Source organism: Bradyrhizobium sp. LeoA1Lang (assembly GCF_055413685.1).
In genome coordinates, this window is the sequence record NZ_JBVAPG010000001.1 from 32,424 (window position 1) to 46,458 (window position 14,035).

Annotated in this window: 10 protein-coding genes; 7 read left to right on the forward strand and 3 right to left on the reverse strand. The window is 63.7% G+C overall.

What is annotated here, in order from left to right; genetic code table 11:
* Window positions 1-17: 17 nt before the first annotated feature.
* The 5 genes from kdpB to ACZYOF_RS00185 all read left to right on the forward strand — a co-directional run bounded on the left by kdpB (window position 18) and on the right by ACZYOF_RS00185 (window position 6,653).
* Window positions 18-2,132 carry a potassium-transporting ATPase subunit KdpB gene (gene kdpB, locus ACZYOF_RS00165; protein ID WP_463714380.1) on the forward strand — a complete coding sequence of 705 codons (2,115 nt, stop codon included), beginning with the start codon at window positions 18-20 and terminating at the stop codon, window positions 2,130-2,132.
* 149 nt (window positions 2,133-2,281) lie between these two features.
* Window positions 2,282-2,884: a K(+)-transporting ATPase subunit C gene (locus ACZYOF_RS00170; RefSeq protein ID WP_463714381.1), complete on the forward strand. Its 603-nt coding sequence runs from the start codon at window positions 2,282-2,284 to the stop codon at window positions 2,882-2,884.
* Window positions 2,885-2,926: 42 nt separating this feature from the next.
* A complete protein-coding gene (locus tag ACZYOF_RS00175; protein WP_463714382.1) occupies window positions 2,927-5,650 on the forward strand; it encodes a DUF4118 domain-containing protein in 2,724 nt (907 codons plus the stop codon).
* Window positions 5,647-6,336: a response regulator gene (locus ACZYOF_RS00180; RefSeq protein ID WP_282528915.1), complete on the forward strand. Its 690-nt coding sequence runs from the start codon at window positions 5,647-5,649 to the stop codon at window positions 6,334-6,336. Before ACZYOF_RS00175 ends, ACZYOF_RS00180 begins: the two co-directional genes overlap by 4 nt.
* 68 nt (window positions 6,337-6,404) lie before the next feature.
* The gene (locus ACZYOF_RS00185; protein WP_463714383.1) at window positions 6,405-6,653 is read left to right on the forward strand and encodes a DUF6496 domain-containing protein; all 249 of its coding nucleotides are present in this window, start codon (window positions 6,405-6,407) and stop codon (window positions 6,651-6,653) included.
* Between the two features lie 112 nt (window positions 6,654-6,765).
* Here the strand turns inward: ACZYOF_RS00185 and ku are convergent, their stop codons facing one another.
* On the reverse strand, window positions 6,766-7,650 hold the full coding sequence (ku, locus tag ACZYOF_RS00190) for a non-homologous end joining protein Ku (RefSeq protein WP_463714384.1): 885 nt from the start codon (window positions 7,648-7,650) through the stop codon (window positions 6,766-6,768).
* A gap of 112 nt (window positions 7,651-7,762) precedes the next feature.
* Here ku and ligD point away from each other — a divergent pair, with 112 nt between their 5' ends.
* Complete coding sequence (gene ligD / locus ACZYOF_RS00195) at window positions 7,763-10,438, forward strand: DNA ligase D (RefSeq protein ID WP_463714451.1); 2,676 nt, start codon at window positions 7,763-7,765, stop codon at window positions 10,436-10,438.
* A gap of 170 nt (window positions 10,439-10,608) precedes the next feature.
* Here the strand turns inward: ligD and ACZYOF_RS00200 are convergent, their stop codons facing one another.
* Window positions 10,609-10,773 (reverse strand): DUF3309 family protein, encoded by a 165-nt coding sequence (locus ACZYOF_RS00200; RefSeq protein ID WP_084799604.1) that lies wholly within the window; start codon window positions 10,771-10,773, stop codon window positions 10,609-10,611.
* 161 nt (window positions 10,774-10,934) lie between these two features.
* Between ACZYOF_RS00200 and ACZYOF_RS00205 the strand changes: the two genes are divergently transcribed.
* Complete coding sequence (locus ACZYOF_RS00205) at window positions 10,935-11,246, forward strand: polyhydroxyalkanoic acid system family protein (RefSeq protein ID WP_130224529.1); 312 nt, start codon at window positions 10,935-10,937, stop codon at window positions 11,244-11,246.
* A 10-nt stretch (window positions 11,247-11,256) separates the two neighbouring features.
* On the opposite strand, the gene treY is transcribed toward ACZYOF_RS00205, so the two are convergent.
* Window positions 11,257-14,031, reverse strand: coding sequence for a malto-oligosyltrehalose synthase (gene treY, locus ACZYOF_RS00210; RefSeq protein ID WP_463714385.1), 2,775 nt, complete (start codon window positions 14,029-14,031; stop codon window positions 11,257-11,259).
* Between the last annotated feature and the right edge of the window lie 4 nt (window positions 14,032-14,035).

Consider the following 14,035-nt stretch of genomic DNA (forward strand, 5'->3'; position numbering starts at 1 on the left):
TGACTGGAGTCACATCCATGGAAACCATGAAACTGCAAAAGCAGGTGAGCGCGTCGACCATGCTCGACCCCAAAATCCTCGTACCTGCGATCAAATCGTCTTTCGTCAAGCTCAATCCGCGGCTGATGGCGAAGAACCCCGTGATGTTCGTGGTCGAGATCGTCGCCGGGCTCACCACGGTGATCTTCCTGCGCGACCTTGCTACCGGCGCGGAGGGCCTCGGCTTCACCTTCCAGATCATCCTCTGGCTCTGGTTCACGGTGCTGTTCGCCAATTTCGCCGAAGCCGTCGCCGAGGGCCGCGGCAAGGCGCAGGCGGATTCGCTGAAGAAGACCCGCACCGAGAGCCAGGCCAAGCTGCTGGATGGTTCGGGGCGGAACTATCGCCTCGTTCCCGGCACCACGCTCAAGGTCGGCGACATCGTGCTGGTCGAGGCCGGCGACATCATCCCCTCCGACGGCGAGGTGATCGAAGGCGTGGCCTCGGTCAACGAAGCCGCGATCACCGGCGAGTCCGCGCCCGTCATCCGTGAATCCGGCGGCGACCGTTCGGCGGTGACCGGCGGGACGCAGGTGCTGTCCGATTGGATCCGCGTCCGCATCACCGCGGCGCAAGGCTCGACCTTCATCGACCGCATGATCCGCCTGGTCGAGGGCGCCGAGCGGCAGAAGACGCCGAACGAGATCGCGCTGAACATCCTCTTGGCCGGCCTCACCATCATCTTCGTGTTCGCGACCGTGACGATCCCGAGCTACGCGTCCTATGCCGGGGGCTCGATCTCGGTCGTGGTGCTGGTGGCGCTGTTCGTGACGCTGATCCCGACCACGATCGGCGCGCTGCTCTCGGCGATCGGCATCGCCGGCATGGACCGTCTGGTGCGCTTCAACGTGCTGGCGATGTCGGGCCGCGCGGTGGAAGCCGCCGGCGACGTCGACACGCTCCTGCTCGACAAGACCGGCACCATCACGCTCGGCAACCGCCAGGCGACCGCGTTCCGCCCCGTGCGTGGCGTCACCGAGCAGGAACTCGCCGATGCGGCGCAGCTTGCCTCGCTCGCCGACGAGACGCCGGAAGGCCGTTCCATCGTCGTGCTGGCCAAGGAAAAATACGGCATCCGCAGCCGCGAGATGCATGAGCTCGCCGCGACCTTCGTGCCGTTCACGGCACAGACCCGCATGAGCGGCATCGATGCCGGCTCGTCCGCGGTCCGCAAGGGCGCGGTGGATGCGATCCTCAACTATATCGGCGGCGGCACCGCTCAGTCGTTGTCAAGCGGCAATGCGGTCCGCGCCATCCAGGCCAACGTCAACACCGACGCGGCCCGCGAACTGCAGGGCATCGCCGACGAGATCGCCAAGGAGGGCGGCACGCCGCTCGCCGTGGCGAAGGACGGCCGGCTGCTCGGCGTCATCCACCTCAAGGATATCGTCAAGGGCGGCATCCGCGAGCGTTTCGCCGAACTGCGCCGCATGGGCATCCGCACCGTGATGATCACCGGCGACAATCCGATGACTGCGGCGGCGATCGCGGCCGAAGCCGGGGTCGACGACTTCCTGGCGCAGGCAACCCCCGAGGACAAGCTCAAGCTGATCCGCGACGAGCAGGCCAAGGGCAAGCTGGTGGCGATGTGCGGCGACGGCACCAACGACGCGCCCGCGCTCGCGCAGGCTGACGTCGGCGTCGCCATGAACACCGGCACGCAAGCAGCGCGCGAAGCCGGCAACATGGTCGATCTCGACTCCAACCCGACCAAGCTCATTGAGGTGGTCGAGATCGGCAAGCAGCTCCTGATGACGCGCGGTGCGCTGACGACGTTCTCGATCGCGAACGACGTCGCGAAATATTTCGCGATCATCCCGGCGATGTTCCTGGCGTTCTACCCGCAGCTCGGCGTGCTGAATATCATGGGTCTTTCGAGCCCGCAGAGCGCCATCCTGTCGGCGATCATCTTCAACGCGCTGATCATCGTCGCGTTGATCCCGCTGGCGCTGAAGGGCGTGGCCTATCGCGCGATCGGCGCCGGCGCGCTGCTCCGCCGCAACCTGATGATCTACGGCTTAGGGGGCATCATCATCCCCTTCATCGGCATCAAGGCGATTGACCTCGTGGTCGCTGCCTTGCACCTGGCTTAATGAACACCGTCATTGCGAGCCACCGGGTCGGCGCGTAGCGCCGCCCGATGACAAGCTCCGCGAAGCAATCCATCTCTCCCCGTGCTGAACCATGGATTGCTTCGTCGCTTCGCTCCTCGCAATGACGGAGAACACTTTGGAGACGTAACATGCTTAGAGAAATTCGTCCCGCCATCGTCCTTCTGCTGTTGCTGACGGCGGTCACGGGCCTTGCCTATCCGCTCGCGATCACTGCCATCGCCGGCGCGATCTTCCCGTCCCTGGCGCAAGGCAGCCTGATCGAGAAGGACGGCAAGGTCATCGGCTCCGCCCTGATCGGGCAGGAGTTCAAGGAGGATAAATATTTCCACGGTCGGCCGTCGGCGACGCTGGCGCCGGATCCGAACGATTCCTCCAAGACCGTGCCTGCGCCCTATAACGCGGCGAATTCCGGCGGCTCCAACCTCGGCCCGACCAGCAAGGCGCTGAACGACCGGATCAAGGAGGATGTCGAGAAGCTGAAGGCGGAAAATCCGTCCCAGCCGGTGCCGATCGACCTCGTCACCACCTCGGGAAGCGGCCTCGATCCCGACATTTCGCCGGAGGCGGCGCTCTTCCAGGTGCCGCGGGTGGCAAAAGCGCGCAATCTGCCGGAGACGCAGGTCCGCCAGCTCGTCGAAGCCAACACCAAGGGCCGCTTCATCGGCGTGCTCGGCGAGCCGCGGGTGAATGTCCTGGCGCTCAACCTCGCCCTGGATGGTGCTTCGAAATAAAGGCGGCTAGGCCGAATGGCGTGACGCGACTATATTTGGCCTATGGCAAATGAGCATCGCGACCTTGAGAAGCGACCCTCGCCGGATGCGCTATTGGAAGCCGCCCGGCGAGAGAACGATGCGTCCGGGCGGCTGAAGATCTTCGTCGGCGCCGCCCCCGGCGTCGGCAAGACCTACGAGATGCTGCAGAGCGCGCATGCCAAGCTCAAGGGCGGCGCCGACGTCGTGGTAGGTCTTGTCGAGACCCACGGCCGGGCCGAGACCGAGGCGCTGCTGCAGGGGCTCGAGGTGATCCCGCGCAAGCGGATCACCTACAAGGACCAGATTCTCGAGGAGATGGACCTGGATGCGCTGATCGCGCGCCGCCCGCAGCTTGCCATCGTCGACGAACTCGCCCACACCAACGCGCCCGGCAGCCGGCATCCGAAGCGCTATCTCGACGTCGAGGAACTGCTCTCCCACGGCATCGACGTCTACACCGCCGTCAACATCCAGCACATCGAAAGCCTCAACGACGTCATAGCCCAGATCACGCATGTGCGGGTGCGCGAGACGGTGCCGGATTCGATCTTCGACCGTGCCGACGCGATCGAATTGATCGACCTCCCGCCCGACGACCTGATCCAGCGATTGAAAGAGGGCAAGGTCTATGTGCCCAAGCAGGCGGAGCGGGCGCTTCAGCATTATTTCTCGCCCGGCAACCTGACCGCGCTGCGCGAACTGGCGCTGCGGCGCACGGCCGACCGGGTCGACGAGCAATTGCTCAACCACATGCAGGCCAATGCCATCGCCGGTCCCTGGGCCGCGGGCGAGCGTATATTGGTCTGCGTCAGCGAGGATCCGCGCGCTGCCGGCCTCGTGCGCTACGCCAAGCGGCTTGCCGATCGCCTGCACGCGCCCTGGACCGCGATCAGTATCGAAACCCGGCGCAGCCTGCAGCTCTCGGACGAGCAGCGCGACCGGCTCGCCGATACGATGCGGCTTGCCGAATCGCTCGGCGGCGAGGCGCTGACGATTCCCGCCGTGCATCGGCATATCGCGGATGATCTGATCAATTTTGCGCAGTCCACCAACGTCACGCATGTCGTGATCGGAAAATCGTCGCGTTCGCGCTGGTTCGAGATCCTGCGCGGCTCGGTGGTGCACGAGCTGGTACGGCGCTCCGGCAACATCAGCGTGCATGTCATCGCCGGCGAGGATCTGCCTGCCGGCCTAGAGAGAGGGCCGGCGGTGCAGACGGCGGCGCGGACCGAGCCGTTCAACCTCAGGCCTTACCTGCACTCGCTCCTGATCGTCGGCCTGGGGCTCGGCGCCGCCACGCTGGTTCATCCGCGCTTCGGCGTCGAGAACGTCGATCTGGTGTTCCTCACCGCGGTTGTCGTGGTGGCCGTGCGCTATGGCCTGTGGCCGTCATTGCTAGCGAGCGTCGTGGCTTCGCTGTGCTACAATTTCTTCTTCCTGCCGCCGGTCTACACCTTCACGATCACCGACCCGACCAATATCGCGGCGTTCTTCTTCTTCATGCTGATTGCGCTGCTCGTCTCCAACGTAGCCGCGCGGGTGCGGGTGCAGGCCGATACGGCGATCAGCCGCGTGCGTATGACCGAGTGGCTTTACGCCTTCAGCCGCAAGCTCGCGGGCACCGCGACGCTGGACGACGTGCTGTGGGCGACCGCCTATCAGATCGCGCTGATGCTGAAGGTGCGCGTGGTGCTGCTGCTGCCGGAAGACGGGCTGCTTGTGGTGAAGGCCGGCTATCCGCCGGAAGACCAGCTCGACGACGCCGATCTCGCGGCCGCGAACTGGGCCTGGTCCAACGATCGGCCGGCCGGTCGCGGCTCGGACACGCTGCCCGGCGCCAAGCGCCTGTTCCTGCCGATGCGGACCGGCCGCGGACTGATCGGCGCCATCGGTATCGACAATGACAAGACCGGCCCGCTGCTGACGCCGGACCAGCGCCGCCTCCTGGATGCGCTGGTCGACCAGGGCGCGCTCGCGATCGAGCGCGTGCTGCTGGTCGAGGACATGGACAAGGTCAAGCGAACGGTTGAATCCGAACGCCTGCGCTCGGCGCTCCTGACCTCGATCTCGCACGACCTGAAGACCCCATTGGCCTCCGTGCTCGGTGCCGCCTCGACGTTGCGCGATCTCGGCGGCAACCTTACGGATGCGCAGAAGCACGATCTGATCGCGACCGTGATCGACGAGTCCGAACGGCTGAACCGCTTCATCGCCAATCTGCTCGACATGACCAAGCTCGAATCGGGCGCCATCGTACCAAATACGGCGCGGCATGACGTCGGCGAAATCGTCGGCAGCGCGCTGCGTCGCGCCGGCAAGATCCTGGTGCGGCACAAGGTTTCGCTCGATCTCGCCGCCGATCTGCCGATGCTGGAGCTCGACGCGGTGCTGTTCGAGCAGGTGCTGTTCAACCTGCTCGACAACGCGGCGAAATACGCCCCTGCCGACACCACGATCTCGATCCGCGGCTGGCAGGATCGGGATGCGATCGTGCTGCAGGTCATGGACGAGGGCAGCGGCATTCCGCCGGCCGAGCTCGAAAGCATCTTCGACAAGTTCTACCGCGTGCAAAAGGGCGATCATGTCCGCCCCGGCACTGGCCTCGGTCTTGCGATCTCCCGCGGATTCGTCGAAGCCATGCATGGCACGATCTCGGCCGCCAACCGCACCGACCGGAGCGGCGCCGTGTTGACAATCCGGCTGCCGATCCCGGCGGCTACCGCTGTGCTGGATACCGCCGCATGAATGCAACACCGATCAAGGTCCTGGTCATCGATGACGAGCCGCCGATCCGCAAATTGCTGCGCATGGGGCTGAACACGCAGGGCTACGAGATTCTCGAAGCCTCCAATGGCAAAGCCGGGCTGGAGATGCTCGCCCAGGGGCCGGCGCTGATCATCCTCGATCTCGGCCTGCCGGATATCCAGGGCCATGACCTCCTGCGCATGATCCGCGCGCGCAACGAAAGCGTGCCGATCGTGGTGCTGTCGAGCCGCGGCGACGAGGCGGGCAAGGTGCAAGCGCTCGACCTCGGCGCCGACGATTATCTGACCAAGCCGTTCGGAATGGATGAGCTCTTGGCACGCCTGCGCGCGGCGCTGCGCCATCAATTGCAGGTGCAGGGCGAGCGGCCGGTGTTTCGCACCGGCGATCTCTCGGTCGACCTCGTGCGCCGTATCGTCAAGGTCGGCGATCGCGAAGTGAAGCTGTCGCCGAAGGAGTATGACCTGCTCCGTGTGCTGGTGCAGCACGCCGGCAAGGTGCTGACGCATCGTTTCCTGTTGAAGGAATTGTGGGACGAACTCACCGACGCGCAATATCTTCGCGTCTATGTCCGTCAGCTTCGCCAGAAGATCGAAGCCGACCCCGAGCGTCCGCAATTCGTGCTGACGGAAACTGGCATCGGCTATCGCTTGCGCGCACCGGACTGAACCCGGTTGCATGTGCGGAACTTTCTCTGGGTGAGGAAATTAATCTCCCTCAACCGGGAGACACGCCAATGGCACGAAAATATTCCAGGAAAGCATCCGGCGATGTCAGGCGCGCGATGAAGAAGCGCAAGGCTGGCACGTTGAAGAGCGGCCGGTCGGGCCGCAAGGTCAAGAGCCGCAAACAGGCGATCGCGATCGGGCTTTCGGAAGCACGCGCCAAAGGCAGGAAAGTCCCGAAGAAGGCGTCAAAGAAGAAAACTTCCAAGAAGACGACGAAGAAGCGGAAGAGCAGCAAGAAGCGGAAGACGAAACGGTAGTCGGGCTTCGTGCTTCTCTTCGTCATGCCCGGGCTTGTCCCGGGCATCCACGTTCTCTGCACCAGAAGGAAGACGTGGATGGCCGGGACAAGCCCGGCCATGACGGTATAGTTTACCCCGCCTTGCGTGCGCGCGCGGTTGAGCGATGGGCTTTCCGCGGCGCGCGGCGGTGAGGCGACCGGCGGCGAGCGGTGGAATGGCCGCGCTTCTTGCCCGCCGAACGGCCCTTCAGGCTCTGCTTCAGCGCATCCATCAGGCTGATGACGTTGCTCGGCCGCTCCTCGGGCTCCGGGGCCTCGATCGGCTTGCCGGCCGCCTTGCGCCGCACCAGCGCCTTCAGCGCGTCCTCATAATCATCCTTGAATTTCGACGGGTCGAAATGGGCCGCCTTGCTGTCGAGGATGTGGCCCGCCAGCTCGACCATGTCCTTGGTGATCTTCGGCGTCTTGATGTCTCCGAAATAATCGGCCTCGTCGCGCAGCTCGTAAGGGTAGCGCAAGGTGGTGCCGAGCAGGCCCTTGCCGAGCGGTTCGATCGCCATGACGTGCTCGCGGTTGGTCAGCACAATGCGCGCCAGCGCCACGCGCTCCTGGTCCTTCATCGCGTCGCGGATCACAGCGAAAGCGTCGACGCCAACCTTGCCGTCGGGCGCGATGTAATAAGGATGGTTGAGATAGCGCTTGTCGATCTCGTCCCTGGGCACGAAGCTTTCGATATCAATGGTATGGTTGCTCTCGATCTGGACGGACTCGAGCTCCTCCGGTTCGATCTCGACATATTTCCCTTTTCGGAGCTCATAGCCGCGCGCCTTCTGGTCGGCTTCGACGACGTCGCCGGTCTCGGCATCTACCATCTGCTGCTTCAAACGGTTGCCGGTCTCCTTGTTGATCATGTGGAAGCGGGTTTTCGCAACCGAGGTCGAGGCCGGATACAGCAGCACCGGGCACGCCACCAGCGAGAGCTTCAAGGTGCCTTTCCAATAGGCGCGAGGAGCCATTACATTCTCCAGATATTGCAGAGTATGGGAACTTCAACCGATGCGAGGGGTTTTGGTTCCTGGTATATACCGTCGCGTAAGGCGGCGGCCATTTGCGTGAGGTGCACCCGTGCTGCAGAGAAACCTGTCCACCTACCGCAAGAAGCGCGACTTCTCCAAGACCGAGGAGCCCTCCGGCGAGGTCAAGGTCGCGCCGTCCAAACACCGGCGCTTCGTGATCCAGAAGCATGACGCCACGCGGCTGCATTACGACCTCCGTCTCGAAATGGACGGGGTCTTCAAGTCATGGGCGGTGACGAAGGGGCCCTCGCTCGATCCGCACGACAAGCGGCTTGCGGTCGAAGTCGAGGACCATCCGCTCGATTACGGCGATTTCGAAGGTACCATTCCGGAAGGCCAGTATGGCGGCGGCCCGGTGATGTTGTGGGACCGCGGCTACTGGGAATCGGATGATCCCGAAGCCGGGTTCAAGAAGGGCGACCTGAAGTTCACCCTGGATGGCGACAAGCTGCATGGAAGCTGGGTCTTGGTGCGGATGCGCGGCGACCGCTTCGGCGGCAAGCGCACCAATTGGCTCCTGATCAAGCACCGCGACGAATACGCCAGCGAGGAGGGGGAAAGCATCCTCGATCAGGACCGTTCTGTCGCTTCAGGCCGCACGATGGAGCAGATCGCAGCAGGCAAGGGCAGGGCGCCGAAGCCGTTCATGCTGGCGAAGAATGGCCGCGCGAGGGCGAAGGCCGATGCCGTCTGGCAATCCAACCGGGAGGAGACCAGCTCGGCGCGTCCGAGGACGAAAGCGCCGGCGCCCAAAACGCTGGTATCCAAATCGCGCGCCTCCGCCAAAGCCGAGATAAAGAAGATCGAGGCGAAGAAGGTCGAGGCGATGCCCGACTTCGTCGCGCCGGAGCTCTGCACCGCGGTCGATCGTCCGCCCGGCGGTGCGGGCTGGTGCCACGAAATCAAGTTCGATGGCTACCGCGTGCAATTGCGCGTCGAGGACGGCGAGGCCACGCTCAAGACCCGCAAGGGTCTCGACTGGACCGACAAGTTTAGCGCCATTGCCAATGAGGGCGGCAAGCTGCCGGATATTATGATCGACGGCGAGATCGTCGCGCTGGACAAGGACGGCACACCGGATTTCTCGACGCTGCAGGCGGCGATCTCGGACGGCAAGACCGACGATCTGATCTTCTATGCCTTCGACCTGCTTTTCGCCGAGAATGAGGATCTGCGTGCGCTGCCGCTCGCCGAGCGTAAGGCGCGGCTGAAGCGGCTTCTGGAAGCACGAAAAGGCAAGGGCAAGCTGATCCACTATGTCGAGCATTTCGAGAGCAGCGGAGATGCGGTGCTGCAGTCGGCCTGCAAATTGGCGCTGGAGGGCATCGTCTCCAAGAAGCTGGATGCGCCCTATCGCTCCGGCCGGTCCGAACTGTGGACCAAGGCGAAATGCCGCGCCGGGCACGAAGTCGTGCTGGGCGGCTGGAAGACCACCAGCGGAAAATTCCGCTCGCTGATGGCCGGCGTCTATCGCGGCGATCATCTCGCCTTTGTCGGGATTGTCGGCACCGGCTTTGGCCAGGACAAGGTCCGCCGGTTGTTGCCGGTGCTGAAGGCGCATGAATCCGATGAGAGCCCGTTCGGCGGCGAGAATGCGCCGCGCAAGACGCGCGATATCCATTGGCTGAAGCCCGACCTCGTCGCCGAGATCGAATTCGCCGGGTGGACCGAGGGCGGCAATATCCGGCAGGCCGCGTTCAAGGGCCTGCGGCAGGACAAGCCGGCCAAGGAGGTGGAGGCCGAAGAGCCGGCCAAGACCGAGATTGCCGAACCGAAGCCGGGCAGGGCTGCGGCGAAAGCTGCGAAATCGGCGGCGGATAAATCCTCTGTCGTCATGGGCGTCGTGATCTCGAAGCCCGACAAGGAGCTGTGGCCCGACGCCTTCGACGGCGAGGCCGTGACCAAGCTCGATCTCGCGCGCTATTTCGAGGCGGTCGCTGAATGGATGATCGTCCATCTCAAGGGCCGACCGTGCTCGATCGTGCGCGCGCCCGACGGCATCAACGGCGAAAAGTTCTTCCAGCGCCATGCCATGCAGGGCATGTCGAACCTGCTGGAGCTCGCAAAGATCTCCGGCGACCGCAAGCCCTATGTGCAGATCGATCGCGTCGAGGGATTGGCAGCGGTTGCGCAGATCGGCGGCCTTGAACTGCATCCCTGGAATTGTGCACCCGATATCTACGATACGCCGGGACGACTGGTGTTCGACCTCGATCCCGCGCCGAACGTCGAATTTTCTGATGTCATCGAGGCCGCCAAGGACATGCGGCAACGGCTCTCAGCCGTCGGGCTCGAGAGTTTCTGCAAGACCACCGGCGGCAAGGGCCTGCATGTCGTGGCGCCATTGCTGTATGGCGCGAAGGACCGCGTGACCTGGAAAGAAGCCAAAGCGTTCGCGCAGGCGATCTGCCAGTGGATGGCCAATGACGATCCCGAGCAGTATCTGCTCAACATGTCGAAGAAGCTGCGCAAGGGAAAGATCTTCCTCGACTATCTGCGCAACGACCGGATGTCGACCGCGGTGGCCCCGCTGTCGCCACGCGCACGTGAGGGCGCCACCGTCTCGATGCCGCTAACCTGGGCGCAGGTGCGCGACGATCTCGATCCGAAGAAATACACGGTGCGCACGGTGCCGTCGCTGCTCACCAGGAGCAAGGCCTGGGATGGCTATGACGATGCCGCCACGTCGATCAAGGCGGCGATGAAGAAGCTGGCGGCGAAGAAGTAGGGTGGGCAAAGCGAAGCGTGCCCACCCTACGATTCTACGAGTCGTCATTGCGAGGAGCGAAGCGACGAAGCAATCCATCGCTCCACGTGCGGAGGTGCACGTGCGGAGAGATGGATTGCTTCGCTTACGCTCGCAATGACGGGAAACGAATCGGCGGATTCGTGTGTGCCTCAGATCCTCCCGAGCAATAGCAGGATCAACAGGATGACGATCACGAGTCCAAGCCCGCCGCCGCCGTAGTAGCCGGTGCCGTAGAACGGTCCGCCGCCGACGCCGCTGAAGCCGCCCAGCAAGAGGATGATCAGAATGATGAGTATGATCGTTCCAAGTGACATATAAGTCTCTCCTCAGCCCGGAGGGCTTGGTTGCTGCGTTCTGCCCTTCTTGAGGAAAACGAACCTAAATCATGAAGGTTCCGGCTTTTGCGCTGCACGTATCGGCCTTCTGTTCGGCGGAGGTGGCACTACATGCAGTTGATCATGGGAGGATTTTTGCAATGTCTGCTCCATTGGTCGTTTCGATTCCGCATAGCCTTGGCCGCGAGGAAGCGATGCGTCGCTTGAAGACGGGACTCTCCCGCGCCGCGAACAGCGTGCCGGTGCTCAAGGTCGACGAGGAGCGCTGGGAGGACAATCGGATGATCTTTCGCGTGCGTGCGCTCGGGCAGGCCGCGACCGGCCATGTCGATGTCAACGAAGATAATGTCAATGTGGAAGTGACATTGCCCTGGCTGCTGCAGCGCTTTGCCGAAGTCGCGCAAACCGCGATCCGCAATCGCGGCCGCCTGCTGCTGACGAAACGCAATTGATGCGTTCAGTCTAAGCGCGGACGCGCTTTCGTGCCGGCCTTGATGCGGCGACGACCTTTGCCTTGAGGGATGCAACAGGCAAATGCCGGAAGAGCGTGGAGAGCCGAAGCTCGTTCTCGCCGGCATCGGTGACGTAGCCCTTGATACTGACCGCGCCGTCAAAAGCGTTCGCGCTTGGCCAGACACGGCCGACTTCGGTCAAAGGCGCAAAGGACTTTGCAGCGACGACGATGACTGCGTCGCGTTCCCATTGTCGCGCAAAGGCGATGACGTGATCGCGGTGTGGTCCGCTCGTCTCCAGCGGCAGATAGTTGCCTTGCGTGAACACGTCCGGTAGTTCGCTGCGAAGCCGCAGCAGGTGCCGGGTCCAGGCGAGCTTCAGCCGACCATCGGGCCATTCCTGCACAAGCCGACCCCAATCCGGCGTGTCGAGCGCGGCAAGCGCGGATGCGCGTGCGGCGAAGTCGACCGGACGGCGATTGTCGGGATCGACGAGGGAGAAATCCCAGAACTCGGTGCCCTCATAGAAGTCGGGCACGCCGGGAAGCGTCGCCTTCAGCGTGAGCTGGCTCAGCGAATTCAGCGCACCCAACAGCGATAGCCGCCGCGCCAATGTTTCCAGCGCGTTCAGGAATTCGGCCGAACGCGAACGGTCGAGAATGCGCTCGAGGAACGTCTTGACCCCGGCCTCATAGGCCTGGTTCGGATTGAGCCAGCTCGTCTCCTGCTTGCCTTCGCGAGAGGCTTTCAGCGCATAGGCCTGCATGCGAGCGAGGAAGTCGGGATCATTAGGCTGCCATGCGCCAAGCAGCGCCTGGTAGAGCATGTACTCAGAGGTCGCCGACGGTGCGCGAAATTCGCCGTCGACCAAAAGATGCGGCGCGTTGAGGACTTTCCAGCGCGATACGGCGCTCGTCCACTCGCCGGGAATTTCCGCCAGCGCCATGATGCGGGTACGGGCGTCCTCGCCGCGCTTGGTGTCGTGGGTCGCGGTCGCGGTCATGCCGTGCGGCGATTCATTGGCGCGCTTGCGCATCATCTGGTGAAATGCGTCGATCGACAACGCTTTTGCGGCAGGATCGCCGCCGACCTCGTTCAGCGCGAGCAGGCGGTGATAGCGGTAGAAGGTGGTGTCCTCCAATGACTTTGCCATCATCGGCCCGGTGAACTGCTGCACCTTCTGCGCAAAGCGCCGGACGCGCGGCGCGCTGTGGGCGGCGCGGCCGGGCTTGATCAGGTCCATGGTCAGCGCGTCCTGGAGGAAATCGAAAATGCCTTCGTCGGCGGCGAACCAGTCGGCGCGCGCCCGCTCGATCGTGTGGGCGATCAATGCGCGATCATGCGGCGTCGGGCCGGAGGCAGTGAGATAAGTGCGATAGACCGGGAAGTGCAGCACGTAAAGCTCGAGCGCCTGTCGCAGGCTGTCGGCGGAAAAATCGCGGGTCGAGTAGTGGCCGTTCGCGATCCGCGCGAGCAGCCGCCACAGCACGGTGAACTCGCTGGTGAGCAGCGTCTCGAGCACGCGGCGCTTTCCCTCTTTCAGCACTGGCGCGAGCCTTGGCGAGCGGTTGCTGATCTGCCGCCAGATCTCGTCGAGCGGCTCCAGGCCCTTGCCTTCGACCAAGGCTTGCGTGATCGCGTTCATCCATTCATAGCCGGTGGTGCCGTGAACGCCGGCAAGCGCGGGCAGCCTCTCGTGCTCGCCGAGGATCTTTTCGATCACCAGATAGAACGGCCGGCCGCCACCTTGCGCATGACGGATCAGGCGGCGCAGCCGCTGGCAATATTGCGCGGGATCGCACAGGCCGTCGATATGGTCGAGCCGCAATCCCTGCAGCTTGCCTTCGGCGATCAACCGCTGCACGAGCACGTGGATCGCCTCGAACGTGCCGGCGTCCTCGACGCGGATGCCGGCGAGGTTGTTGACGTCGAAAAAACGGCGGTAGTTGATGTCGCTGGAGGCGAGCCGCCAATGGCCCAGTTTGTAGTGCTGGCGTTCGAGCAGATGATGCAGCGCGAGCGTTTGCGCCGGGCGGCCTTCGCCGGCGCGATAGGCCGATAGCCCGCGCGTGATAATCTCGGCGGCATCAGCGATCGACTTCAGTTCCGCCTTGAAGGTCGGTGTTTCCTTTCGATTGGGATGCCGAAATCCTGTGTAGCGCGACGCGAGCGCGAGGATATCCTTGCCGGCATCGCTCTCGGCCGCGTCAGCTTCGCGCACGATCGTTCGCAGCACTTCGCCGTAGCGCTCCGGCGCGATCGGCAGGCGATGCTCGAAATACCAGGCGGAGAAGCTGCCTTCTTCGGCATCGTAGCGCAGCTCGATCTCGCCGCGCTCCAGCGCCTGCCCATAGGACGAGCCGAGGATCGGCAGCAGCACGCCGCCGCGGGCGCGGTAAGGCAATTGCTCCCAGTCGATGTCGAAGGAGGCCGCGTGCGGCGAGGTGGGTCCCCACTCGAGCACGTCGAGCCACCAGGGATTGTCATCGAAATGCACGCCCACATGATTGGGAACGAAGTCCAGGATCAAGCCGATATCGTGCTGCTTCAGCGCCGCATTCAAGCGCTCGAACCCGGCTTCGCCGCCGAGTTCCGGATTGAACTTGGTGTGATCGACGATGTCGTAGCCGTGGGTCGAGCCCTTGCGCGCCTTCATGAAGGGCGAGGCATAGAGATGCGTGATGCCGAGCGCCTTGAGATAGGAGACGACTTCGGCGGCGGCATCGAAGTCGAAATCGGCGGTGAGCTGCAACCGATAGGTCGCGATCGGAATCGCGGGGGGCATTTCT